18 protein-coding genes are annotated in these 23,678 nt (G+C 74.4%); 7 read left to right on the forward strand and 11 right to left on the reverse strand.

Translation table 11 applies throughout. The features are described from left to right. Nucleotides 1–243: 243 nt before the first annotated feature. Together R3E88_13165 and R3E88_13170 are read left to right on the forward strand one after the other, a co-directional pair. Complete coding sequence (locus R3E88_13165; GenBank protein MEZ4217426.1) at nucleotides 244–1,968, forward strand: DUF3556 domain-containing protein; 1,725 nt, start codon at nucleotides 244–246, stop codon at nucleotides 1,966–1,968. 4 nt (nucleotides 1,969–1,972) lie between these two features. Continuing rightward, nucleotides 1,973–3,397, forward strand: a complete 1,425-nt coding sequence (locus R3E88_13170; protein ID MEZ4217427.1) for an NAD(P)/FAD-dependent oxidoreductase — start codon at nucleotides 1,973–1,975, stop codon at nucleotides 3,395–3,397. Here R3E88_13170 and R3E88_13175 read toward each other — a convergent pair. After that, on the reverse strand, nucleotides 3,394–4,212 hold the full coding sequence (locus tag R3E88_13175; protein MEZ4217428.1) for a methyltransferase domain-containing protein: 819 nt from the start codon (nucleotides 4,210–4,212) through the stop codon (nucleotides 3,394–3,396). The genes R3E88_13170 and R3E88_13175 overlap by 4 nt on opposite strands. Nucleotides 4,213–4,219: 7 nt before the next feature. Continuing rightward, nucleotides 4,220–5,530 (reverse strand): cytochrome P450, encoded by a 1,311-nt coding sequence (locus R3E88_13180; GenBank protein MEZ4217429.1) that lies wholly within the window; start codon nucleotides 5,528–5,530, stop codon nucleotides 4,220–4,222. A gap of 106 nt (nucleotides 5,531–5,636) precedes the next feature. Between R3E88_13180 and R3E88_13185 the strand changes: the two genes are divergently transcribed. Beyond that, nucleotides 5,637–6,254 (forward strand): hypothetical protein, encoded by a 618-nt coding sequence (locus R3E88_13185; protein ID MEZ4217430.1) that lies wholly within the window; start codon nucleotides 5,637–5,639, stop codon nucleotides 6,252–6,254. 54 nt (nucleotides 6,255–6,308) lie between these two features. Here the strand turns inward: R3E88_13185 and R3E88_13190 are convergent, their stop codons facing one another. Beyond that, nucleotides 6,309–7,427, reverse strand: a complete 1,119-nt coding sequence (locus R3E88_13190) for an inositol-3-phosphate synthase (GenBank protein MEZ4217431.1) — start codon at nucleotides 7,425–7,427, stop codon at nucleotides 6,309–6,311. A 137-nt stretch (nucleotides 7,428–7,564) separates the two neighbouring features. Continuing rightward, on the reverse strand, nucleotides 7,565–10,519 hold the full coding sequence (locus tag R3E88_13195; GenBank protein MEZ4217432.1) for a c-type cytochrome: 2,955 nt from the start codon (nucleotides 10,517–10,519) through the stop codon (nucleotides 7,565–7,567). Between the two features lie 319 nt (nucleotides 10,520–10,838). On the opposite strand from R3E88_13195, the gene R3E88_13200 reads away from it, so the two are divergent. After that, nucleotides 10,839–11,453 carry a glutathione S-transferase gene (locus R3E88_13200; protein MEZ4217433.1) on the forward strand — a complete coding sequence of 205 codons (615 nt, stop codon included), beginning with the start codon at nucleotides 10,839–10,841 and terminating at the stop codon, nucleotides 11,451–11,453. Between the two features lie 28 nt (nucleotides 11,454–11,481). Here the strand turns inward: R3E88_13200 and R3E88_13205 are convergent, their stop codons facing one another. The 3 genes from R3E88_13205 to R3E88_13215 form a co-directional block, all read right to left on the reverse strand. Continuing rightward, nucleotides 11,482–12,378 (reverse strand): LLM class F420-dependent oxidoreductase, encoded by an 897-nt coding sequence (locus R3E88_13205; GenBank protein ID MEZ4217434.1) that lies wholly within the window; start codon nucleotides 12,376–12,378, stop codon nucleotides 11,482–11,484. Between the two features lie 76 nt (nucleotides 12,379–12,454). Further along, entirely contained in the window at nucleotides 12,455–14,689 is a 2,235-nt protein-coding gene (locus R3E88_13210) for a methyl-accepting chemotaxis protein (GenBank protein ID MEZ4217435.1), read from the reverse strand. A 204-nt stretch (nucleotides 14,690–14,893) separates the two neighbouring features. Beyond that, the gene (locus R3E88_13215; GenBank protein MEZ4217436.1) at nucleotides 14,894–15,889 is read right to left on the reverse strand and encodes a carboxymuconolactone decarboxylase family protein; all 996 of its coding nucleotides are present in this window, start codon (nucleotides 15,887–15,889) and stop codon (nucleotides 14,894–14,896) included. A gap of 122 nt (nucleotides 15,890–16,011) precedes the next feature. Here R3E88_13215 and R3E88_13220 point away from each other — a divergent pair, with 122 nt between their 5' ends. Further along, nucleotides 16,012–17,613, forward strand: coding sequence for an AMP-binding protein (locus R3E88_13220; GenBank protein MEZ4217437.1), 1,602 nt, complete (start codon nucleotides 16,012–16,014; stop codon nucleotides 17,611–17,613). 28 nt (nucleotides 17,614–17,641) lie between these two features. Here R3E88_13220 and R3E88_13225 read toward each other — a convergent pair whose 3' ends face one another. Genes R3E88_13225 through R3E88_13235 form a run of 3 tightly spaced genes read right to left on the reverse strand, consistent with a single transcriptional unit; the run spans nucleotide 17,642 to nucleotide 20,540 of the window. Next, nucleotides 17,642–18,775, reverse strand: coding sequence for a DegT/DnrJ/EryC1/StrS family aminotransferase (locus R3E88_13225; GenBank protein ID MEZ4217438.1), 1,134 nt, complete (start codon nucleotides 18,773–18,775; stop codon nucleotides 17,642–17,644). Continuing rightward, nucleotides 18,772–19,797, reverse strand: coding sequence for a Gfo/Idh/MocA family oxidoreductase (locus tag R3E88_13230; protein MEZ4217439.1), 1,026 nt, complete (start codon nucleotides 19,795–19,797; stop codon nucleotides 18,772–18,774). Before R3E88_13230 ends, R3E88_13225 begins: the two co-directional genes overlap by 4 nt. 2 nt (nucleotides 19,798–19,799) lie before the next feature. Then, nucleotides 19,800–20,540: a glycosyltransferase family 2 protein gene (locus tag R3E88_13235; GenBank protein MEZ4217440.1), complete on the reverse strand. Its 741-nt coding sequence runs from the start codon at nucleotides 20,538–20,540 to the stop codon at nucleotides 19,800–19,802. 399 nt (nucleotides 20,541–20,939) lie between these two features. On the opposite strand from R3E88_13235, the gene R3E88_13240 reads away from it, so the two are divergent. Together R3E88_13240 and R3E88_13245 are read left to right on the forward strand one after the other, a co-directional pair. After that, nucleotides 20,940–21,239 carry a hypothetical protein gene (locus R3E88_13240; GenBank protein MEZ4217441.1) on the forward strand — a complete coding sequence of 100 codons (300 nt, stop codon included), beginning with the start codon at nucleotides 20,940–20,942 and terminating at the stop codon, nucleotides 21,237–21,239. Nucleotides 21,240–21,470: 231 nt separating this feature from the next. Next, nucleotides 21,471–23,408 (forward strand): methyl-accepting chemotaxis protein, encoded by a 1,938-nt coding sequence (locus R3E88_13245; GenBank protein ID MEZ4217442.1) that lies wholly within the window; start codon nucleotides 21,471–21,473, stop codon nucleotides 23,406–23,408. A 25-nt stretch (nucleotides 23,409–23,433) separates the two neighbouring features. On the opposite strand, the gene R3E88_13250 is transcribed toward R3E88_13245, so the two are convergent. After that, nucleotides 23,434–23,637 carry a hypothetical protein gene (locus R3E88_13250; protein ID MEZ4217443.1) on the reverse strand — a complete coding sequence of 68 codons (204 nt, stop codon included), beginning with the start codon at nucleotides 23,635–23,637 and terminating at the stop codon, nucleotides 23,434–23,436. Nucleotides 23,638–23,678: the final 41 nt, after the last annotated feature.

A 23,678-nucleotide genomic window follows, 5' to 3' on the forward strand; every position in this document is an offset into this window, starting at 1 on the left:
CCACCGAGGGCCGGGCCGATCACGAGGCGTTGGATGCGACGAACGCGGGGCGGGACGCGCCACCGCGACCGGACGCCCGACGATACCACTCCGCGACGACGTCGCCTCGCTGGTTGATCCGCCGCCGGCGCTCGGAGTAGAAGACGCGGCGGCGCGCGATGCCCGCGCGCCGCCGCCGCGCGGCGTGCCGTACGCGCCGCGCCGCCGAACGCACCGCGCACGCATCGAGACGGGGGACCCGCCTTGGCGATCGACGAGAGCTCCCTTCCGCCCTACGACCCGGCCGAGGTCCTCGCGCTGCCCTTCCCGCGCCGGCTGCGCATGAACTGCCGGACGTGGGCCTCGCAGATCCAGCCGACGCCGTTCTCGCTGATGGCGATGTACTGGGCGAAGTACATCTTCCTGTTCATCGGGGGCTGGGCGTTCTGGGTCTCGTTCTCGAGCTCGTACACGGGCTTCACCGATCCGGCCTCGTGGGCCTTCTCGCACGACGCGTTCCGCAAGGCGATCGCGTGGGCGATCTTCTACGAGCTCATGGGCTTCGGCTGCGGCTCGGGGCCGATGAACGCGCGCTACTGGCCGCCGATCGGCGGCTTCCTCCACTACCTGCGTCCCGGCACGATCAAGCTCCCGTTCTTCCCGGACGCGCCGGTGATCGGCGGCTCGTCGCGCACGTGGCTCGACGTCGCGCTCTACGGTGCGAACCAGCTGTTCCTGCTGCGCGTGCTCGTCGCGCCCGAGGTGACGGCGGATCTCCTGCTGCCGACGTGCATCCTGCTCCCCGTCCTCGGCGTGCTCGACACGACGCTCTTCCTCGCGGCGCGCTCCGAGCACTACTTCCTCGTGTTCGCGAGCCTGTTCGTCTGCTTCGACGACGGCGTCTGGATCGCGGCCGCGAAGCTCGTGTGGTGCTTCATCTGGTTCTGGGCCGCGAGCTCCAAGGTCAACCACCACTTCCCGTCCGTGATCATGGTGATGATGAACAACGGGCCCTTCTTCCCGAAGTGGCTCAAGTCGTACCTGTTCGCGGGCTATCCCGACGACCTGCGCCCGTCGCGGTTCGCGACCTTCATGGCGCACTTCGGGACGCTCTCCGAGTACATGCTGCCGGTGTGCCTGATCCTCGCGACGGAGCTCGGCGCGCACCCGCTCGCGCTCGCGGCGGCGTGCCTGTTCGTCACGAGCTTCCACGGGTGGATCGGCATCAACAACCCGTCCGGCATGCCCGTCGACTGGAACATCCTGATGATCTACGGCGCGTGGTGGCTGTGGTTCGCGCACCCGACGCCGCCCGTGCAGGCGATCTTCCTGGCGAATCCGGCGTGGGCGGCGGTGATGCTCTTCTGCCTGTTCGTCGTGCCGCTCTACGGGAACCTCGTGCCGAAGCACGTCTCGTTCCTGCTGGCGATGCGGTACTACGCGGGGAACTGGGCCTACAACGTCTGGCTCTTCCGCGGCGACTCCGAGAAGAAGCTCGCGAAGATCAAGAAGGCCTCGGGCACGTTCCGCGAGCAGCTCGCGAGCATCCTGAAGGACGAGAAGATGCTCGCGGCGGCGATGTCGATGCTGCCCGTGTCGCGCTTCATGCACCTGCAGGGGCGGCCGCTGCTCGAGGCGATCCCGCGCGCCGTCGACCACGTCGACAACTACACGTTCATGGACGGCGAGGTGCTCGGCGGCGTCGTGCTCGGCTGGAACTTCGGCGACGGCCACCTGAACGGGAAGCGCCTGCTCGACGCGGTGCAGGAGCGCTGCGGCTTCGAGCCGGGCGAGCTGCGCGTCGTCTCCGTCGAGTCCGAGCCGCTCTTCGGCCACACGATGGAGTGGAAGGTCTGGGACGCCGCGACGGGGCTCGTCGACGAGGACACGACGGACATGCGGCCGATGCGCGCGCTGCAGCCCTGGCCCGAGGGCGCGCACGCCGAGGCGTTCGAGCGGGGGAATCCGTCGCGCGCCGCCTCGGCCTGACGCGATGGCGCAGCACGAGGTCGACGCGGTCGTCGTCGGCTCGGGGCCGAACGGGCTCGCCGCCGCGATCGCACTCGCACAGGAGGGCGCGTCGGTGCTCGTCGTCGAGGGGCACGAGGAGCCCGGCGGCGGCACGCGCTCGGCCGAGCTCACGCTCCCCGGCTTCGTCCACGACGTGTGCTCGGCCGTGCACCCGATGGGCATCCTCTCGCCCTTCTTCCGCACGCTCCCTCTGCACGAGCACGGCCTCGAGTGGGTGCGGCCCGCGGCGAGCGTCGCGCACCCGCTCGACGACCAGGACGCCGTCGTGCTCTACCGCTCCGTCGCGCGCACGGCCGCCGGGCTCGGCCGCGACGCGCGCGCGTGGGAGCGGCTCGTCGGCCCCTTCGTCGAGGACGCGAACGGGCTGCTCGAGGACGTGCTCGCACCGCTGCGCATCCCGCGTCACCCGCTCGCGATGGCGCGCTTCGGGATGCGCGGCGCGTTCTCGGCGAACCGGCTGGCGCGCATCGCGTTCCGCGAGCCGCGGGCGCGCGCGCTCCTCGCGGGCTGCGCCGCGCACTCGGTGCTGCCGCTGACGCAGCCGCTCACGGCCGCGCTCGGTCTCGTCTTCGCGGTGACCGCGCACGCGGAGGACTGGCCCGTCGCGCGCGGCGGGTCGCAGGCGATCGCGCGCGCGCTGACGCGCCATCTCGCGACGCTCGGCGGCCGCATCGAGACGGGGCGCCGCATCCGCTCGCTCGCGGAGCTCCCGTCCTCGCGCGTCGTGCTGTTCGACACCTCGCCCGACCAGCTCGCGTCGATCGCGGGCGATGCGCTCCCCGCCCGCTATCGCCGCCGCCTCGGCCGGTACCGCTACGGGCCCGGCGTCTTCAAGCTCGATCTCGCGCTCGACGGGCCGATTCCGTGGCGCGACCCGCGCTGCCTCGAGGCGTCGACCGTGCACGTCGGCGGGACGCTCGAGGAGATCTGCGCGTCCGAGCGCGACATGTACGCGGGGCGACACGCCGAGCGCCCCTACCTGATCGTGTGCCAGCAGAGCGACTTCGACGCGACGCGCGCGCCGGAGGGCCGGCGCACGGGCTACGCCTACTGTCACGTGCCGCACGGCTCGACGCTCGACCGCAGCGACGCGATCGAGGCGCAGATCGAGCGCTTCGCGCCCGGCTTCCGCGACCGCATCCTGGCGCGTCACGCGATGACGCCGGCCTGGTTCCACGCCTACAACCCGAACTACGTGGGCGGGGCGATCACCGGCGGCGTCTCCGACGCGTTCCAGCTGTTCAACAGCCCGGTGACGCGGCTCGACCCGTACTCGACGCCGAACCCGCGGCTCTTCATCTGCTCGGCCGCGACGCCGCCCGGCGGCGGCGTCCACGGGCTGTGCGGCTACTGGGCGGCCCGGTCGGCGCTGCGGCGCCTTCGTTAGGCGTCGACGCCGCGCGCCGCGCCGCATCCGCCCGGCGCCGCGGGCTCCGCGCGCTTGCGGGCGACGACGCGCGCGAAGCCGAGCAGGCCGTCGCGGTCGGCCTCGAGCATCGCGATCTCGCGCTCCCACGACTCGCGCCGCCAGCCCGTGCAGGAGGGGAGGAGGGCGCGCCCGAAGCGCAGCCAGTCGCGCGCGCCGTCGGGCACGGCGTCCGCGACCTCGACGTCGACGAGGCCCGTCTTCGCCCAGTGCCGCCGCCACCACGCCGGAGCGTGGAAGCAGGCGAACTCCCACTCCCAGAACGGCGCGAGGTGCGCGGGCGGGGGGCCGTCGAGCTCGCGCAGCGTCGCGGGCACGACGACGCCGAGGCGCCCGCCGTCGCGCAGCAGGTGCACGGGCGTCCCGAGGTAGAGGTCGTCGGTGCCGAAGTACTGATAGGCGTCGATGCTCACGATGGCGTCGAACGCGCCCGGCTCGAAGGGCAGCGCGTGGGCCTCGGCGTGGACGGCGGTGACGCGATCCTCGACGCCCGCCTCGCGGATGCGCGCGCGGTTCTCCTCGGCCGGGATCCACAGGTCGACGGCGGTGACGCGCACGTCGAGCTCGCGCGCCAGGAAGATCGACGTCAGGGCGCGCCCGCAGCCGAGGTCGAGCACCCGCGCGCCGCGCTCGATCGGCATCGCGGCGAGCAGCGCCTCGAGCAGCCAGAGCGCGTTCGGCCCCATCTCGTGGCGCGCGATCCACGCGGGGTCGTAGCCGGCGCTCCGCGGGTACGCGGGATGGTCGAGCGCCGCGCGCAGCAGGTCGTCGGGCACGGTGCGCCTAGCGTCGCGCCGCGTAGCGGACGCGACAGGGGCGGTCGGCGCGCGCGACGCCGCCGATCTGCCGCCGCAGCGGACGCGGGTCGCGGAAGAGCGGCTCGAGCTCGAAGCGCTCGACGAGCGAGGCGATCGCGTGACGCATCGCCGCGATCGAGAAGCCGTGCGCCGGGCAGGCGTGGCGGCCGTGCCCGAAGGTCGTCACGAGCTCGCGCGCGGGCAGCTCGCCCGCGCGCGCGAACGCGCGCCGCTCGAAGTGCGCCGGGTCGAAGCGGTCGAGTCCGGGCAGCGCGGCCGGGTTCGTCACGGCCATCGTCGTCGCGAGGAATGCGCCGGGCGCGACGCGGTACGCGGCCTTCTCGTCGGCGATCGTCGTCTCGCGCAGCACCATGCGCAGCACGATCGAGCGCTGGCGAAGGCGGATCGACTCGTACGAGCAGCGATCGAGCAGGTCGAGGTCGCCGCCGCGCACGGCGGCGAGCAGCGCCGGCCGCTCGAGCAGGTGCACGAGCGTCCAGGCCGTCGCCGCGAACAGGTTCGACTGCGCGCCCATGTGCACGAGCACGACGTCGCGCCCGATGCCGCGCTCGCGCTCGGGGCTCGGCACGTCCGCCCACTTCGCGGCGATCTGCGCGAGCAGGTCGTCGCGCGCGTCGCCGCCCGCGCGCGCGCGCTCGGCGAGGATGTCGGCGAAGACGCGGTCGAGCCCCGCGATCGCGCGGCGCTCGGCACGCTTGCGCGTCGCCATCGCCCACAGCGCCTTGTGCGGGTGCACGAACGACTCCGAGCTGTCGAGCCGGTCGAGCAGCGGAACCAGCCGGTCGAGGTGGCGCGGCGCCGCGGCCTCGATCCCGCCCCACGATGCGAGGCCGACGCGGTGCATGAGCCGCCGCGTCCACGCGAAGAGCTCGAGCTCGCCGGCGTCGTCGAGCTCGTCGAGCTCGATCGCGACGGCCGCGCGCAGGTTCTCGAGGTAGACCTCGACGTCGTCGCGCGCGAACAGGTCGTGCGGCCGCGTGCGCCGTCCGACGAAGAGCTCGTCGGGCACCTTGTGGCGCAGCAGCGCGAAGTCGCCCGCGCCCTTGCTCGCCTGCGCCTCCGGCAGCGCCCACAGGTTGCGCACGCCCTCGGGCGAGAACACGCACAGCATCCGGTAGCCGAAGACGTCGACGGCGAACGTGTCGCCGAGCTCGCGTCGCCAGCGCTCGAAGGCGGCCGTCGGGTCGGCGAGCAGCGCGAGCCCGGCGCCCGCGAGCGGAACGCGCGAGCGCACGAGCGGGGGCGCGGGGTCGATGGCCGGGAGCGCGCGGGGCACGCCGCGATCCTACCCGGTCGCGTCGCTCCCGCGTGACCTTCCCGGCGCGGGCGGGTTCGAGGGCCGGGCGAGACCCCGTCCCGAGATCGGCAACCGAGGAGGCTCCATGTCCACGACGTCCGAACGCACCACGACTCCGAGTTCCGCCACCCCCGCCACAGCGGGCGCCGCCGCGCTCCGCCGCACGCGCGCCGCGGCGCTCTTCGGCGCCGTCGCGCTGGCGGTCGCGCTCGCGGGCGCGACGGCGGCGAGCGCCGACCCGGGCGCCTGCCGCAGCGCGTGTCGCGACGACCACCGCGCGTGTCGGCTCGACGCGCGCGACGACGCGCGCGCGTGCCGCGACGCGTGTCCGACCGGCGACCGCGCCTGTCGCCAGGCGTGTCGCGACGAGTACCGGTTCGCGATGGCCGAGTGCAACGAGGCGCGCGTCGGCTGCGCGCTCGGCTGCAGCGACCGGCTCGACCCGGCGTGCACCGACGGCTGCCTCGCCACGTTCGACCTGTGCCGCGACGACAAGGGCGCGTGCCTCGTCGCGTGCCGCGACGAGCTGCGCGATGCGATCGCGGACTGCGTGGCGGCGGGCGGCGGGCGGAGCTGCATCCGCCAGGCGCACGAGAACGCGCGACAGTGCGCGCGCACGTGCGAGGACGCGCTGCCGTGCCGCGGCGAGCTGCGCGAGTGCGTGCAGGGCTGCGTCGTCGAGGACGCGCCGCCCGCGTCGTAGCGGCGCGAGCGACCGCGCGCCGGGGAGGCCGGGCCTCCCCGGCGCTTGGCGTCGCTAGGCGCCGCGCGGGTTCCGCGCCGGCGCGCCCGGCGCCGCGACGAACTCCTCGAGCGCGCGCCGCGCCTCCTCGTCGCGCATCTGGCGAGGCGGGCTCTTCATGTACCACGCGCTCGGCGCCTCGAGCGGCCCGGCGACACCGCGGTCGAGGGCCAGCTTCGCGCAGCGGAGCGCGTCGATCACGACGCCCGCGCTGTTCGGCGAGTCCTGCACCGACAGTCGCAGCTCGAGCTCGAGCGGCACGTCGCCGAAGCCGCGTCCCTCGAGCCGGATGAACGCGACCTTGTTGTCGCCCTGCCAGGGCACGTAGTCCGACGGGCCGATGTGGATGTCGTGCGCGTCGAGGCGCGCGTCGAGCTGGCTCTGCACCGATTCGGTCTTCGAGCGCTTCTTGGAGGCGAGCCGGCTGCGCTCGAGCATGTTCAGGAAGTCCGTGTTGCCACCGGTGTTCAGCTGGTAGGTGCGGTCGAGCGCGACGCCGCGGTCGGCGAAGAGCCGCGCGAGCGCGCGGTGCACGATCGTGGCGCCCACCTGGCTCTTGATGTCGTCGCCGACGATCGGGAGGCCGGCCGCGCGGAAGCGCTCCGCCCAGACGGGGTCGGACGCGAGGAAGACGGGCACGCAGTTCACCATCGCGACGCCCGCGTCGAGGCAGGCCTGCGCGTAGTGGCGCACCGCGCGCTCCGACCCGACGGGCAGGTAGCAGAGGAGCACGTCCGCGCGCGCCTGCCGCAGCGCCTCGGCGACGTCGACGGGCGCCGTGTCGGCGGGCCGGATGGCGTCGTCGTCCGGGTAGGCCGCCATGTGGTCGGCCACGCCGTCGAGCACGGGCCCCATCTGCACGTCGACGCCGCTCTTCTCGAGCGTCGGCTGGAACACGCGCGTGCAGTTCGGCCGCGCGAAGACGGCGTCCTCGAGCGGGCGGCCGACCTTGCGGCGATCGACGTCGAACGCCGCGACCACCTCGACGTCGGCGGGCCCGAAGCCGCCGATGTCGGGGTGCATGAGTCCCGCGTGCGCGGCCGCGTCGCGCTCGCGGTAGTAGGCGATGCCCTGGACGAGCGAGCTCGCGCAGTTCCCGACGCCGGCGATGGCGACGCGGACTCGTTGGCTCACGGAGGCCCTCCTTCACTCCCTCGACGGATCCGTTCCACCCGCGCGCGCCGACGCGCCGGGCGGCGCAGTACGGTACGGCATGCGCGCGCCCGCGCCGCGCCCCGCGGTGGGGCGGGCCGCACCCCGTCCGCGCCCGACTACTCGGCCCTCGAGAGCGGCACCGAGCGCCCCTGCGCGTCGAGCCTCGCGGCGACGATCGCCCCGGCGTCGTCGGCCTCGAAGCGGATCGAGATCTCGGGCGCGGCGAAGGCCCCGGTGCCGATCTCGTCGAGCGGCGCGGCCGCGTCGCCGGGGCGCCCGACGACGAGCTTCGCGCCCTCGCGGCGCACGAGGATCTCGAGGCCGACGATCGGGACGCGCCACGTCCCCGCATAACGATCGAGCCGGTGCGCGACGGGAAGCGCGAGCAGCTCGTCCACGGTCCAGGGTGCGCTGCGCTCGCGCGTCTCGGCGCGCACGGCCGCGACGGTCGCCGGCGACACGGGGTCGTCCGCGTGGCCGAACGCGCGGCGCAGGAACGTCGCCACGCCCGCGAGCCCCTCGTCGTCGAAGCGCGGGTCGCGCGCGTGCCCGGGCATCGTCGAGCGCCACGTCTCGCCGCCGATCTCGACCGGGCCGGTGAGCCCGTGGAGCGCGATGCGCACGAGCCAGGCGTCGGCATCGCGCACCCACGGCGAGCCGACGAGCGAAGGGGCGAGGCCCGGCAGGCCCGCGCCGTTCTCGCCGTGGCAGGAGGCGCACGACGCCGCGAAGAGCGCGGCGCCGCGCTCGCGCAGCGACTCCTCCTCGGCAGTGAGCGCGCGCGCGCCGCCCGGGCGCGGGTCGCCGGGCCACGTGATGTGCGGGCGCAGGCGCGCGATCGCGTCGCGCACGCGCACGGGCGCGCGCGCGGCGGCTCCGTCGTCGAAGAGCGCGTGCGGAGCGGCGAGCTCGACGCGCCGGCTCCCCTCGCGCGACTGTGCGTCGGCCATGCCCTCGATCACCGCCGCGCGCAGCGCGTCGTTCGGCGCGCGCGCCGCGAGATCGAGGAGCGCGGCGACGTCGCGCGCGGCGTCGTCGCCGGCCTGCGCGGCGAGGTGCGCGGCGGCGGCGAGCTCGGACGCGAGCGCGAGCGCGCCATCGTCGGGCGGCGAGGCGGTTGCGCGCGGGGGCTCGACCTCGAGCGCTTCGCGCTCGAGCTCGCGGGCGAGCGCTTCGCGCTCGAGCTCGTGGGCGAGCGCTTCGCGACCGAGCTCGTGAGCGAGCGCTTCGCGCTCGAGCTCGTGGGCGAGCGCTTCGCGCTCGCGTCCGCCGAGGCCCGACACGACGGCCTGGACGGTGAGTGCGTCGCCCGCGCGCGCGGCGTCGAGCATCGCGGCGAGCGGGAGGGCGTCGCGCGGGAGCGCGCCGAGCGTGTGCAGCGCCTGCAGCCGCACGCTCGCGTCGCCGTCGTCGAGCCGCGCGAGCACCCGCGCGCGCGCGTCGCCTCCCCACGTCGCGAGCTGCGGCTCGCCGGCGCGCAGCGCGGCGCGTCGCACGGCGGGGTCGGCATCGTCGAGCGCGCGCGCCCACGTGGTGGCGTCGAGTGCGCCGCGCTGCGCGAGCGCCCACAGCGCGTGCAGGCGCGCGCGCGGGCCGAAGCGATCGAGCGCGCGGAGCTCTGCGCTCGCGTCGGGAGACGGGTCGACCGCGAGGCGTCGCTGCGCGCGGTCGCGCACCCAGCCGTTCGGGTGCTCGAGTGCCGCGAGCTGCTGCGCGCGCGTCGCGAGCGGCGGCGGTCGGCGAGCGATCGGGCGATCTTCGCGCACGACGCGCCAGATGCGGCCCTGCGCGCCCGGCGCCTCGAGCCCGTGCGCGAGCGCGTAGGCGCGCAGGTAGTCCGACACGTAGTACGCGTGCTGGATGACGCCGCGGTACATGTCGACGACCCAGATCGCGCCGTCGGGCCCGACCTTCGCGTCGACGGGCCGGAAGCGTTCATCGGTCGAAGCGAGCCATTCGCGCTCGCCCCACTGCGGATCGGGATGCAGGACGTGCATCGCGCGGAGGCCGACCGCCGCTTCGCGCCCGTCGTCGCGCTCGACCCGGAACTGCGCGACGACGGCGCCCGCGGCCTCCGGGACGAACGCGTCGCCGACGTGCTCGGGGCCGTACTGGTCGCCGCGCTGGATGGCGATCCCGCTCACGCCGGTCGGCCCGCGTTGTCGCCCGTCGGCGCGCAGCGAGCCGTCCGTGTAGGCGCGGTTGAGCCCGGGCGCGACCCGCACGCCGAACACTTCGGCGCCGGGCGCGAGGTCGACGCCGACGCCCGGCTTCGCGAGGCGCCCGGCCGTCGCCGGCTGGCGCAGCGGGTACTCGGCCGGAATCGCGTCGGCGTAGAGGAAGGCCGAGTTGTGGTCGTAGAAGAGGCGGCCCTCGTCGTCCTGCGCGATGCCGAACTGCCCGCGGAAGGCGGTCGCTCCGACCTCGAAGCCGGCCGCGCCGAAGCGGAAGCGGCGGCGCGACTTCGCGTTGTAGATCCAGCCGTCGATCGCGGGCAGGAGCCCGTTCTCGAGGTGCTCCGGGTTGGGCCCGCTCGTCGCGTAGTCGCCGAGGCGAACGCGGTCGTCGCAGTGGCGGTCGCGCGGCGTCGCCGCGACGGCGTCGCGGCACAGCCACAGGTCGGGGGGCGCGCCGACGAGCACGCCCTGCGGCAGGACCGCGACGGCGCGCGGCAGCACGAGCCCGTCGAGGAACACGTCGCTGCGGTCCATCCGGCCGTCGCCGTCCTCGTCCTCGAGCACGACGACGCGTCCGCTCGGCCGCTCCTCGCCCGCGCCGTCGATGTCGGGCATGAAGCCGCGCATCTCGACGACGTAGAGCCGCCCCTCGTCGTCCCAGTCCATCGCGACCGGGTCGACGACGAGCGGCTCCGCCGCGACGAGCTCGACGCGGAACCCCGGCGCGACGCGGAACGCGGCGAGCGCCTCGTCGGGCGAGAGCACGGGTGCGGGCGGGACGTCGAGCGACGCGAGGATGTCGTCGGCCGAGGGCGGGCGGAGGAGCCAGGCCGCGACGCCTAACGAGGCGAGCGCGCCGAGCGCGACCCAGCGCTTGCGTAGCGGTCGGGTCATGCGATGCCTCGGGAAGGCCGCGCGGTGCGCGCCGCGCGAAGCGCGGCCGCGGCGGGTCGATCCGGTCGAGCGGGGCGGGAGCGGCTTCCGGGCACGCGCGGGTTGTAGTACGCGGCCCGGCCCGCCGCACGCGTGCGGCCGGTGGCGCGCTCCGGTCGTGCCGCGCTTCGCGGGCCGTCCGCCGCGACGCCGGCCTTCCGCCGCGCCGCCGGCCGCTCGGCACCCGTCCGCGCGCACGCCGCGGAGAGATTCCGCAACCGCCGCCGCCGCGCGGCGTCATACTGCCGCGCGCGCGCCGCGCCAACCGCGAGGAGACACCGTGAAGCTCTACGACTCGATGGGCCCGAACCCGAAGCTCGTCCGCATGTTCGCCGCCGAGAAGGGGTTCGCCTTCTCGGACACCGTGAAGGTCGACCTGGCCGGCGGCGAGAACCGCCGCGAGCCCTACCTCTCGAAGAATCCTTCCGGCCAGCTGCCGTGCGTCGAGCTCGACGACGGCGCGTTCGTCGCCGAGACGATCGCGATCTGCGAGCTGATCGAGGAGCTGCAGCCCGAGCCGGCGCTCGTCGGCAGCACGCCGCAGGAGCGCGCCGAGACGCGCCAGTGGGTGCGCCGCGTCGAGTGGAAGGTCGTGCAGCCGATGGGCGACGGCTTCCGCTTCGCAGAGGGGCTCCCGATCTTCAAGGACCGCATCCGCACGCTGCCCGAGGCGGCGGCCGGCCTCAAGCAGATCGGCCAGGACGGGCTCGCCTGGTTCGATGCGCAGCTCGCCCAGCGCGAGACGATCGTGCCCGGGCGCTTCACGCTCGCCGACGTCGTGCTCTTCGCGTTCCTCGAGTTCGGCGGCATGGTCGGTCAGCCGATCCCCGATTCCTGCGCGAACCTGAAGCGCTGGTTCGAGAAGGTGAAGGCGCGGCCGAGCGCGGCGGCCTAGCAACGCACGGCCGGGCTCGGGGCGCCGCCTACGGCGCCCCGAGCCCGGCCGCCGCGGGCACCACCTCGCGCACCAGCACGCCGAGCGCGTCGGCGTCCTCGTCCCACAGGTTCGGCAGGCTCACGATCGCGTGCTGGATGCCCGCGTCGGCGAGCGCGCGCAGCTTCGCGACGGCGTCGCGCGCGCCGTCCGCCCCCGGTGCGAGCCGCAGCGTCGAGAGGCTCGTGCGCTCGATCTCGTCGTACGGCCGGCCGACGTCGTCGCAGTGGCGCCGCAGCACGTCGAGCTTCGCGCGGATCGCGTCGGTGCCGGCGTAGTCGAACAGGTTGCAGGCGTCCGCGTAGCGCGCGACGAGGCGGAGCGTCTTGCGCTCGCCCATGCCGCCGACGAGGATGCGCGGCCGCGGCGTCGACAGCGGCGCCGGCACGCACAGCGTCTCGGCGAGCCGGTAGTGGCGGCCTTCGAAGGGCTCAACGCGGCCGCTCCACATCTGGAGCGCGATCCGGATCGTCTCCTCGAGCCGCTCGAAGCGCTCGGCGAGCGGCGGGAACGGAACGCCGAGGCCCGCGTGCTCGCGCTCGAACCACGCGGCGCCGATGCCGAGCACCGCGCGCCCGCCCGACAGCACATCGAGCGTGCTCACCGTCTTGGCGAGCACGCCGGGGTGCCGGTAGGTCACGCCGGTGACGAGCGTGCCGAGCGTCGCGCGCTCGGTGGCGCCCGCGAGATAGGCGAGCGCCGTGTAGCCCTCGAGCATCTCCTGCTCGGGCGGGCCCACGAACTCGATCTGGAAGAAGTGATCCATCACCCAGAGGCTCGCGACGCCGCCCAGGTCGGCGCGGCGCGCGACGTCGGCGAGGCGACGACGCAGCGACGCGGGGCCGCCCGGTGTCGTGAAGCTCGGGATCTGGAGGCCGATGCGCATCGCGCGCAGGGTACACGTCGCGCGACCGCGTCGCGCGACCGCGTCGCGCGATCGCGTCTCGCAGCGCGGCGTTCTGCTAGGCGTCGCGCGTGCGGAACCGCTCCAGGTCGCGGCGGACGGTCGTCGTGCGCTCGGCGAGCATCTCGGCGACGCCCGCGAGCTCCTCGGCGCTCGCCGTGTTCTGCTGCGTGGCCTGGTCGACGCGGGCGAGGCCCGAGTTGACCTGGGAGACGCCCTCCGCCTGCTCGCTGCTCGACGTCGCGATCTCCGCGACGAGCTCGGAAGCGCGCGTCACGGCGTCCACGATCTCGGTCAGCGACGACGCGGTCTTCTCTGCGATCGCGCGGCCCTGCGCGACCTTGCCGCCCGCGCTCTCGATGAGCTCGGTCGTCTCCTTCGCCGCGGTCGCGCTGCGCTCCGCGAGGCTCCGCACCTCCTCCGCGACGACCGCGAAGCCCTTGCCGTGCGTTCCTGCGCGCGCCGCTTCCACGGCCGCATTCAGGGCGAGCAGGTTCGTCTGGAACGCGATCTCGTCGATCACCTTGATGATTCTCGAGATCTGCGTGCTCGCCTGGTCGATCTCGACCATCGCGCCGACCATCGCGCGCATCTGCTCGTCCCCGTTCTCGGCGGCCGAGCGCGCGGAGGTGGCGAGCTGCATGGCCGTCGACGCACTGTCCGCGTTGGCGCGCGTCTTCTGCCCGATCTCCTCCATGCTCGCCGTGATCTCCTGGACGGAGGCCGCGGAGTCCGTCGCGTTGCCCGAGAGCCCCTGGCTCGTCGACGCGACGACGGCGGTGTTCTCGGCGACCTCGACGATCGCGACCTTGAGGTGGCCGATCGTCGAGCCGAGCTGCTGCACCATCTTCTCCATCGCCTGCATCAGCGCGTCGTCGCCCGAGCGCGGCGCGATCTCGACCGTCAGGTCGCCGCCGCCGATGCGCGCCGCGATGCCGTTCACGGTCGCGAGCGAGGTGACGACCGCCTCGACGCTCCGCTTCATGTCCGCGAGCTCGGGGAGCACGTCGACGTCCACGGCCGCGGGAATCTCGCCCTTCGCGAGGCGTGCGAGGTAGGTCGTGAGCTCGGCCACCTGTCGTTCGCGCACGGCCTTCGCTTCGCGATCGCGACCCACGCCGGCCCAGTCGACGGTGCTCGTCCCCACCGCCGTCCGCATGCCCGCGGCGGCGCGGTTGAGCGCCTCGCCGAGTCGCCCGATCTCGTCCTCGCTCGTGACCGCGAGGTCCGCGTCGAGCCGGCCGCGCGCGATCCGCTCGATGGCCTCGGCGGCCGCGCGCACGGGGTTCACGATGCGCCCCGCGAGCCACGCGCCCACCGCGACGACCACGGCGACGGCGATGGCGCACGCACCGGCGATCGCGTTGCGGACCGGCACGAGTGCGGCGTAGGCCTCGCGCGCGTCCTGCCTCACGAGCGCCACCCAGGCGCGGTCGCCCTTCGCGGCGGAGAAGCCGACGACGTGGTCGACGTGCTCGACCTCGTGGCCCTCGATCGCGTAGCCGGACTCGCCACCGAGCGCGCGTCGCACCGACCCGAGGCCGGCGGAGACGAGGTTGGCCTCGCTCATCACGCGCGCCGGGTCCGGGTCGTCGAGGAGCGAGCCGTCGGCGGTCACGATCTGCGTCTCGACGGTGGTGAGGCCCTTGCTCGCGAGGCTGGCGCGCGTCGCCGCGAGGATCGATCCGAGGATCCGCTCGCGGGAGGCCCAGTTGATCCACATGCGAACGACCTGGCCGTCGTCGTCGTAGACGGGGGCGCCGTACACGAGCGACACCGTCGACGGCTCGCGGAGGCGCGTGACGATCGGGTCGCGCGCCGGGGGCCCGACCCAGCTCGCGCCCGGTCCGACCTCGCCCGCGGCGATCGCGCGGAACCACGGCTCGCCGCTCACGTCGCGGCCGACGAGCGACGCGGTGTCGGCCGGCGCGCCCGTGTGGTCGACGTCGTTCGCGCCGACGATCCGTCCGTCGCGATCGACGACGACCATCAGGTCGTAGATCTCGTAGCTGCGCGTGAAGAAGTTCGCGAGGCGCGTGATGTCGGCGCGGCTGCCGAGCGCGAGCGGATTGTGCGCGAACGCCTGGACGTCCCCGTAGCGCTCGAACAGGTTGCGCTCGACCTTGTCGAGCGCGTCCTCGGCCTGGGCCTGGAGGAACTCGCCGGTGCGCGCGATCAGCGCATCGCGTGCGCCGCGGTAGCTCATCGCGCCGACGACGAGCAGGGGAACGACACCGACCGCCACGAAGGTGGCCGTCAGCCGGAGCCGGAGGTCGGTGCGAAGGCGGTGCACGGGCGCGCTCCTCTGCGAGTGCGCGCGGGAGCGCGGGCACTCGTCGGGCCCGCGTGTCGGCCGGCGGCGGCGCGCGCTGAGGGCTTGCGCGGGCGCGCGCGTGCGAATGCGGCGAACGCCCGATCCGCAGTAGCCCGGAGCCTCCTGGGTTCTTCGGAGGAGGTCGCGTCTGGCGGCTTCCGCGCGGCGCGCCGTGCGCGCGCCCTACGGGGCCTCGAGCCCGTAGAGGAGCTCGCCGTCGGGGCCGACGTCGTAGACCTCGTAGCCGCTCTCGACGCGCGGCGCGTCGCCGCCGAGCGCGACCGCGACCTTGTTGGTCGCGTTGCGCGCGACGTCGAGCACGAGCTCGACGCAGGCGGCGGGCGGAAGCTGCTCGCGCAGCGCGCGCGCGCGGCTCGCGTCGACGGCGAACGGCGTGGAGATCATCGCCTCGGCGAACGCGAGTGCGGCCTTGTGCGCGGGCGAGAGGTCGCTCTGCGCGTAGCGGTCGACCGCGTCGAACATCGCGTCGTCCGCGCCGGCGACGAGTGCTGCGCGGCTGCGCAACGACTGGCAGATGCGGCAGCGGTGGCGGCGCGCGCCGAGGAGGCGCACGAGCTCGGTCGTCACCGCGTCCACCTCGCGCAGCTGCGGCACGACGCGGATCCACAGGTCGAAGGCCTCGGTGAGCGCCGGTGCGTCCGCGGCGCGCGCGTCGCCGTCCGCCGCGGGCGAGGGGCCGAAGAGCGCGTCGAGCGCGGCGCGCACGCGAGGCGCGAAGTCGGCGACGTAGCAGGCCTGCGCGAAGTCGCCGGCCGCGGCGCCGAGCGAGGCGAAGAGCGCGCCGCGCTCGGCGGCGCCGAGGCTCGCCACGTCGAACGCGAGCTGCTCGGCGAACGCGAGCGCGGGGCGCGCGCCGTCGTCGAGGGCGGCGAGCTCGCGCCAGCGCGCGGCGTCGACGCCGTGCCACGGGCTCGTGCCGAGCCCGGCGGGGCGGGCGAGCGGCGGTGCGCCGTGCTGGCTCGCGACGACGCGCGACGCGAGGTCGAAGAGGTCGGCGACGCCGGCGTCGCGCGTCGCGCGCCAGGCGGCCGCCGCGAGCGCGTCGAGCGCCGCGCCCGCGCGCGGTGCGTGGAGCTCGAGGGCCGCGCGTCCGTGCGCGGCGTCGCGTTGCGTGGCTTCGCGTTGCGTGGCTTCGCGTTGCGCGGCGTCCCGTTGCATCCCGCTCGTCCTCCTGCGTCGGCGGTGCGCATCCTAGCCGAACGCGCGATCGCGACGGCACCCACGCCCACGGACCGCCGGTATAGGATGGGCGCTCGACGCCCGCACCGAGGAGACCCCGCGTGACGCTCGACGAGCGCTATGTCGACGACTTCCAGTTCGCCGGCCAGGACATCCCCTGGCTCGTCGCGCACTGGGCGAAGCACAAGCCCGACCACCCGTTCCTGGTCTGGGAGCCGAAGAGCGGAGCCACGCGTCGGTGGACCTACGCCGAGTTCGACGCCGAGGTCGCGCGCATCGCGGCGGGCCTCGCCGCGCGCGGCGTGGCGAAGGGCGACAAGGTGCTCGTCCACGCCGACAACTGCCCCGAGATGGTCCTCTCGTGGTACGCGTGCGCGAAGATCGGCGCCGTCGCCGTCACGACGAACACGCGCAGCGCGGGGCCCGAGATCGAGTACTTCGCGTCGCACACCGGCTGCGTCGGCGCCATCACGCAGCCGCGCTTCGCGCGGCTCGTGAAGGAGCACGCGAAGGCGCTCCGGTGGATCGTCGTGACCGAGGACGACGCGGGCGAGCCGCCCGCCGCCGCCGACGCGAGCCACGGAATGGAGCCGTTCGCGGCGCTTCGCGGCGACCCGTCGACGCTCGCGCCGCGCGCGCCCGACCCGATGGCGCCGGCCGGCATCATGTTCACGTCGGGCACGACGTCGCGCCCGAAGGCCGTCGTGCACACGCACGCGAATGCGCTGTGGGCGAGCCGCATGGGCCCGCTCAACATCGCGGCCCGCCCCGACAGCGTCTATCTCGTGTACCTGCCGTTCTTCCACGTGAACGCGCAGAGCTGGTCGGTCTACGCGATGCTCGGCGTCGGCGGCACGGTCGTGCTGCAGCCGAAGTTCTCGTCGAGCCGGTTCTGGGAGGTGGTGACGCGCCACGACGTCACGCACATCTCGCTGATCCCGTTCGTGTTCAAGGCGATCGCCGGCCAGCCCATTCCCGAGAACCGGCTCGAGGTGGGCGTGTTCGGGCTCGTGATGCCGGCGCTCGAGCAGTGGCTCGGCCTTCGCGTGATGGCGGCGTGGGGCATGACGGAGACCGTCACGCACGCGACGCGCACGGACTTCGTGCAGACGTATCCCGACGGCTCGATGGGCAAGCCGACGCCCGGCTACGAGTTCGCGATCGTCGACCCGGACACCGGGCGTCCCTGTCGCGAGGGCGAGACGGGCGAGCTGTGGGTGCGCGGGCGCCGCGGCGTGCAGCTCTTCCTCGAGTACTACGACAACCCCGAGGCGAACGCGAAGGCGTTCACCGACGACGGCTGGTTCCGGACGGGCGACCTCGTCGCGCTCGGCGTCGAGGGCAACTTCTTCTACAAGGATCGCGACAAGGACGCGCTCAAGGTCGGGGGCGAGAACGTCTCGGCCCGCGAGGTCGAGGACTGCTGCCGCGAGGTCGGCGGCATCGCGGACATCGCCGTCGTCGGGCGCAAGCACGAGATGCTCGACCAGGTGCCCGTCGCGTTCGTGATCCGCGGGCTCGGCGCGCCCGAGTCCGAGGAGGAGCACGCGCGCGCCATCCTCGCGCACTGCAAGGCGCGGCTCGCGGACTTCAAGGTCCCGCGCGCCGTGTACTTCCGCGACGAGTTCCCGACGGCGACGCTCGAGAAGGTGGCGAAGAACCGGCTGCGCGAGCTGGCCGACGCGATGCCCGACCCGGCCTAGCGTCGCGCCCGGGCCGGCCGGCGCGCGCTCAGCTGCGCGCGTCGAGCGCCTCGCGAAGCGCGGTCGCGACGCGCTCCTGCTGCGCCTCCGCGATGCCCGGGAAGAGCGGCAGCGACAGCAGCTCGCCCGCCATGCGCTCGGCGACGGGGAACGCGCCCGGCCGCGCGCTCGCCTCGAACGCGCCCGTGCGGTGCAGCGGGAACGGGTAGTGGATGCCCGCGCCGATGCCGCGCGCGTGGAGCGCCTCGAGCACCGCGTCGCGGCGCGGCACGCGCACGACGTACAGGTGCCAGACGTGCTCGTTGCCGGGCGCCGTCGCGGGGAGCACGACGCGCTCGTCGCCCGCGAGCAGCGCGTCGTAGCGGGCCGCGGCCTCGCGGCGCAGCGCGTTCCACGCGTCGAGCCGCGCGAGCTTGGCCGCGAGCACGACGGCCTGGATCGTGTCGAGACGCGAGTTGAAGCCCGCGACGGGGTGGTGGTACTTGCGCTCGCTCCCGTAGTTGCGGAGGGCTCGCACGCGCGCGGCCGTCGCGTCGTCGTTCGTGAGGACGGCGCCCGCGTCGCCCCAGGCGCCGAGGTTCTTGCCCGGGTAGAAGCTCGTGCCCGCCGCGTCGCCCGCGCTTCCCGCGCGCCACTCGCGGCCGTCCGTGCGTTGTCGCGCGCCCTGCGACTGCGCCGCGTCCTCGACGAGCACGAGGCCGTGTCGCTCCGCGATCGCGCGCAGCGGTGCGATCGGCGCCATCTGCCCGTAGAGGTGCACGGGGAGGAGCGCGCGCGTGCGCGGGCCGATCGCGGCCTCGACCTGCGCGGCGTCGACCTGCGCGAAGCGCTCGTCGCAGTCGACGAACACGGGCACGGCGCCCGCGCGCACGACGGCGAGCGCGCTCGCGACGAACGTGTTGACGGGCACGATCACCTCGTCGCCCGCACCGACGCCCTGCGCGCGCAGCGCGAGCTCGAGCGCGTCGGTGCCGTTGGCGACGCCGATGCAGTGCGCGGCACCCGCGTGGGCCGCGAAGCGCTCCTCGAAGGAGGCGACGTCGGGCCCGAGGACGAAGGCGCCGCTCGCGACGACGCGCGCGATCCCGGCCTCCACCTCGGCGGCCACCTCGCGGTGCTGCCAGTGGAGGTCGACGAGCGGGATCGGCGCGGCGTCCGTCACGGCGCGACGCGCTCCTCGCGGCCCGCCGCGCGGATCGAGCGCGTGAGCGCCTCGAGCACGCGCACGACGCGCGCGCCGACGCGGCCGTCGGAGGTCGGGCGCGCGCCGCGCTCGATGCAGTCGAGGAACTCGTCGCACTCGCTCTTGAGCGGCTCGCCGAGCGCCACCTTCGGAATCGTGATGTCGCCGTCGCGCACGCTCGCGCGGAACGTCGCGAACGTGTCGACGAAGCCGACCTTCGTCTCCTCGTCGCTCACGTACTTGTCGTAGAGGCGGATGGGCTCGTTCAGGTCGAGGTCGTCGAACGTGAGCATCTTGCGGTCGCCGACGACGGTGATGTCGCGGTTCTTGCGCGGGTTGAGCCACGACGTGTGGAGGTTCACGAGCACGTCGTTCGGGTAGCGGAGCGTGGCGAAGACGGCGTCCTCGACGTGCGCGTTGATCCAGCTCCCGCCCACGGACGAGACCGCGATGGGGTCGGCGTCGAGCCAGTAGTTGACGATCGAGACGTCGTGGGCCGCGAGGTCCCAGGCGGCGTTCACGTCGGCGCGGATCGGGCCGAGGTTCGTGCGCACCATCGAGACGTAGTACACGCGGCCGAGCTCGCCGGCGTCGAGGTAGCGCTTCACGCGGCGCACCGCGCCGTTGTAGAGGAAGACGTGTCCGACGAGCAGGACGCGGCCGCGCGCCTCGGCGAGCGCGACGAGCTCGTCCGCCTCGGCCGTGCTCGTCGCGATCGGCTTCTCCACGAGCACGTGCTTGCCCGCCTCGAGCGCGCGCTTCACGAGCGCGTAGTGCGTGACGGTCGGCGTGGCGACGACGACGGCGTCGACGTCGCCGTCCGCGAACACGTCCTCGGCGTCGGTCGACACCGCGATGTCGGGGAAGCGGGCGGCGACCTGCGCCGTGCGCGCGGCGTCGCGGTCGACGACGCGTGCGACGACGCTGCGCTGCTTGTCGTGGAAGTTGCGGATCAGGTTCGGGCCCCAGTGGCCGGCGCCGACGACGGCGATGCGCTTCACGGCTACCTCCGCAGCCCGAGGCCGACGAGCACGAGCGGCCGCAGGATGCTCCACCACCCGACGATCGGCTTCATCTTGGTCTGCCCGAGCGCGCGCGGCGGATACACCTTGGTGACGGGCACCTCGGCCGTCCGGAAGCCGCAGCGGATCGTCTTCAGGTACAGGTAGGGCTCGAGCTCGTACTCGTCGAGCCAGGGCTGGTCGAGGTCGATGCGCGCGTCCTCGAGCACGCGGCGGTGCACGGCGCGGAAGCCGTTCGTCGACTCGGTGACCCAGCGGCGCGCGACGAGCGAGAAGACGAGCGGGTGCACGCGCGTCGCGATGCGCCGGTAGACCGGCATGTCGCCGAAGTTCGCGTCGCGCCGGACGCGAGCGCCGTCCTGCAGGTAGCGCGAGCCCTGCACGAAGTCGGCGCGGCCGTCGGCGATCGGGTCGAGCAGCCGCGGGATCTCCTCGGGCGCGTCCTTGTCGTTGCCCGCCATCACGACCGCGACGTCGTAGCCGCGCTCGAGCGCGTAGCGATAGCCGGCGCGGAGCGCGGCGCCGACGCCGACCGTCGACCCCATGTCGAGGACGTTCGCTCCGCGCTCGCGGGCGACGCGCGCGGAGCCGTCCGTCGACCCGTCGTCGATCACGAGCACCTCGTCGACGACGTCGCGCGGCGTGCGCTCGACGACGCGCCCGATCTTCGCTTCCTCGTCGAGCACGGGCGCCATCGCAATCACGGAGAGGTCGCGGTACATGCGGCGGCTCGCGGTGCGGCCGGGCGCGGCGCGCGGCGGCGTAGCGGAGGCGGGTGGCTCCCCGGGATGGTCGCGCAGCATACCCGAGCGGCCGCGCCGCGGGCGAGCGGCGCGTGGCTGCGCGTCGGGTGCGAGCGCCCTGCCGGTGCGACCGGCTTCGCGACCGCGTGCCGGCCGGTGTGGCCCGGGCGAGCCGCAGCGTCGCGGACGTTAGGCGCGGAGCGCGCGGAGGGAGCGAAGCGCCGCGCCGCGCGGCGCGTTCGCGCGAGCGGTCGGGGCGCGTCGGCGGCTTGAGGCGCCCCCGCCCGGCCTGATACAGTGCGCCGCCTCCCGCTTCCGGGGGTCGCTGCGCGATCCGCAGCGGGAACCGTCCGCGCCACACCGAGGAGGGGCCGCCCGATGTCCGCCGCAACCGAATTCGAGTCCACCCCCAAGCTGCTCTTCACGACGCGCACCAACACGGAGCTCGGCGCCGAGTCGGTCGCCGTCGGCGCGGACGGCTCGATCGAGCTGCGCGGCGTGCTGAAGCAGGTGACGGAGTCGATGCTCACGTCCTACCCGCGCACGCTGCTCGGCAAGTGGACGCCGAACCGCGCCTCCGTCCGCTACGCGCGCGACGAGATCGGCGAGCGCCGCGTGCGCGACTTCGCGACGGGCGAGGCGCTCGGCGCCGACGCGCTGGCGGCGATGGCGCGCTAGCGCGCGCCTCGGGTCTACCCCGCTCCCGCCCGTCCGAGCTTCCTCGCAGGTCGGAGCCGCGCGCGGCTCTGCCGCTCGCGCGCGCCGCGCGTCCGACCCGCGAGCTTTCCCCATGTCGGCGTGGGTCGTTCGGCGTAGCCGGCGCTCGAAAACGATTGTTAGTCGATCGCTCGGTCAACTCGAGCGCCGACGAGACGAAGAGTCGCCCGCCACGCCGCAGCCGGAGGGGCGATGAAGATCGGAACGCGAATCCAGCTCGGGCTGGGCGCGATGGGCGCGCTCGTCGTCCTGTGCGCCGGCGCGGGCTATCTCGCCGTTCGGAGCCTCGGCGACTCGGTCGCCTTCGTGACCGGCGCCGCGCGCGACGCGTCCGAGGGCGCGAACGCCGCCACGGTCGCCGTCGAAGCGCAGATGCTCGAGGTGCAGCGCGTCCTGCGCGGCGAGGCGGCTGCGAGCCGCGACGTCATCGCGCAGCACGACGCGGTCCTCGACGGCGCGTTCGACCGGATCGTCGGCTCCGGGCTCGTCGACGCCGAGCGGGTCGAGCGCCTCGTCGCCCTGCGCACCGACTACCGATCCGCGCTCGCGGGTCTCTTCGCCGCGTTCGACGCCTACCGCGAGCAGAGCTCGGCCCTCGCCGACCACGTCGAGTACTTCGTGGATCTCGGCGAAGAGCTCGAGGAGGTGGGCGACGCCGCGGTCGAGTCGATCGCGGCGGAGCCGGATCGCGCGTTCAGCTGGAACGGCGGGCTCCGGGGTCGCTGGGAGGCCGCCGACGGCGGCATGGAGAGCAGCATCGGGCTGCTCACCTCGCTGCATCACCTCCAACGCCTGCAGTCGGGCGCGCCGCCCGCGGAGGTGCGCGTCGCGCTGACCGAGGCGCTCGAGTTCCAGGCGGCGGCCGCGAAGGGCATGCTGGCCACGGGCGCCTTCGATCGCCCCTTCCGCGACTCGGGCGTGACGATGGCGGACGCGTACCGCGACGCGCAGCGCCGCTACCGCGGCCTTCTCGAGCGCAACTTCAACGCGCAGCTCGTCCTCGACGCTTCCGACCTCGTGTACCGCGAGGCCGCCACCGCCTTCCTCGCCGGCACAGAGGACCTGCTCGCGAGCGGCCGCGCGGCCGTCGAGGGCGAGATCGCGAGCGTCGGCAGCGTCGTCGGCTGGTCGAAGGCCATCATCGCGGGCTCGCTCGTGGCGAGCATCGCTGCGGCCCTCCTCGCCGGCGTCGTCGTGCTGCGCAAGACGGTCGCGCCCGTCCGCCGCCTCGACGACGCGATCCGCGAGATCGCCGAGGGCGACGGCGACCTCACGTCGCGACTCGACGCGTCGAGCCGCGACGAGCTCGGCAGCGTCGCGGGATGGTTCAACCGCTTCGTCGCGAAGCTCGACGACATCTTCGGTCGCTTCGTCGCGGGCGCGCGGCGCATCGAGGAGCGCGTCCAGCGCATCTCCGCGTCGAGCGAGCGCCTGTCGAAGATGACGTCGGTGCAGGCGACGAACCTCGCGCAGGTCGCCGCGTCGGTGGAGGAGATCTCCGCGATGGCCGGCAGCGCGGCCACCGCGACGAGCGAGGCGGCCGATCTCGCCGGTACGGGGAGCAAGGCGGCCGGGCGGGGTCGGAGCTCGATGGACGAGATGGCGGATGCGATGGCGCGGATCCGGGCGTCCTCCGAGGACATCGGGAAGATCATGACGGTGATCGACGAGATCGCGTTCCAGACGAACCTGCTGGCCCTCAACGCGGCGGTCGAGGCCGCGCGCGCGGGGAGCGCGGGCAAGGGCTTCGCCGTCGTCGCCGAGGAGGTCCGCAACCTCGCGCAGCGCAGCGCCGACGCCGCGGCCCAGACGTCGGAGCGCGTCTCCGAGTCGCGCGCGCGCGTCGAGGCGGGCGTCGCGCTCAGCGACGCGGTGAGCGACGCACTCGACTCGATCGTCGAGGTGTCGTCGAAGATCGACGCGCTCCTGGGCCAGGTCGCGGAAGGCGCGCGCGAGCAGTCGGTCGCGACCGCCGAGATCACGCGTTCGATCGCCGAGGTGGATCGCGCGACGAACGCGAACGCCGCCAACGCCGAGGAGCTGGCCGAGCTCGCGCGCGACGTCGCACGGGACCTCGATCACATGGTCGAGCTGTCGACGCAGTTCCGGGTGAGCCCGGTCGAGGCATGAGCGCGCTCGCGCCTCGCGAGCGGGGCTACCACCAGCGGCCGGAGGCTCCGTGGCAGAGCGCGTGGCGCGCGTCGAGCACGGCGCCGGGCGCGCAGCGCGACGGCGGCTCGGCGCGCATCGCCTCGGCGCCCTCGCGCACCGACGGCGTCGCACAGCCGACCGCTCCCGCCAACGCCGCCGCGGCGATCGCGGCCGCAATGCGTCTCCGCTTCCCGTCGAGTACCGCCATCCTTCGCTTCCTCTCACGCGCCGCTCGGCGCGGCCGCCGCG

Source organism: Myxococcota bacterium (genome assembly GCA_041389495.1).
GTDB lineage: Bacteria > Myxococcota_A > UBA9160 > UBA9160 > UBA4427 > JAWKRT01.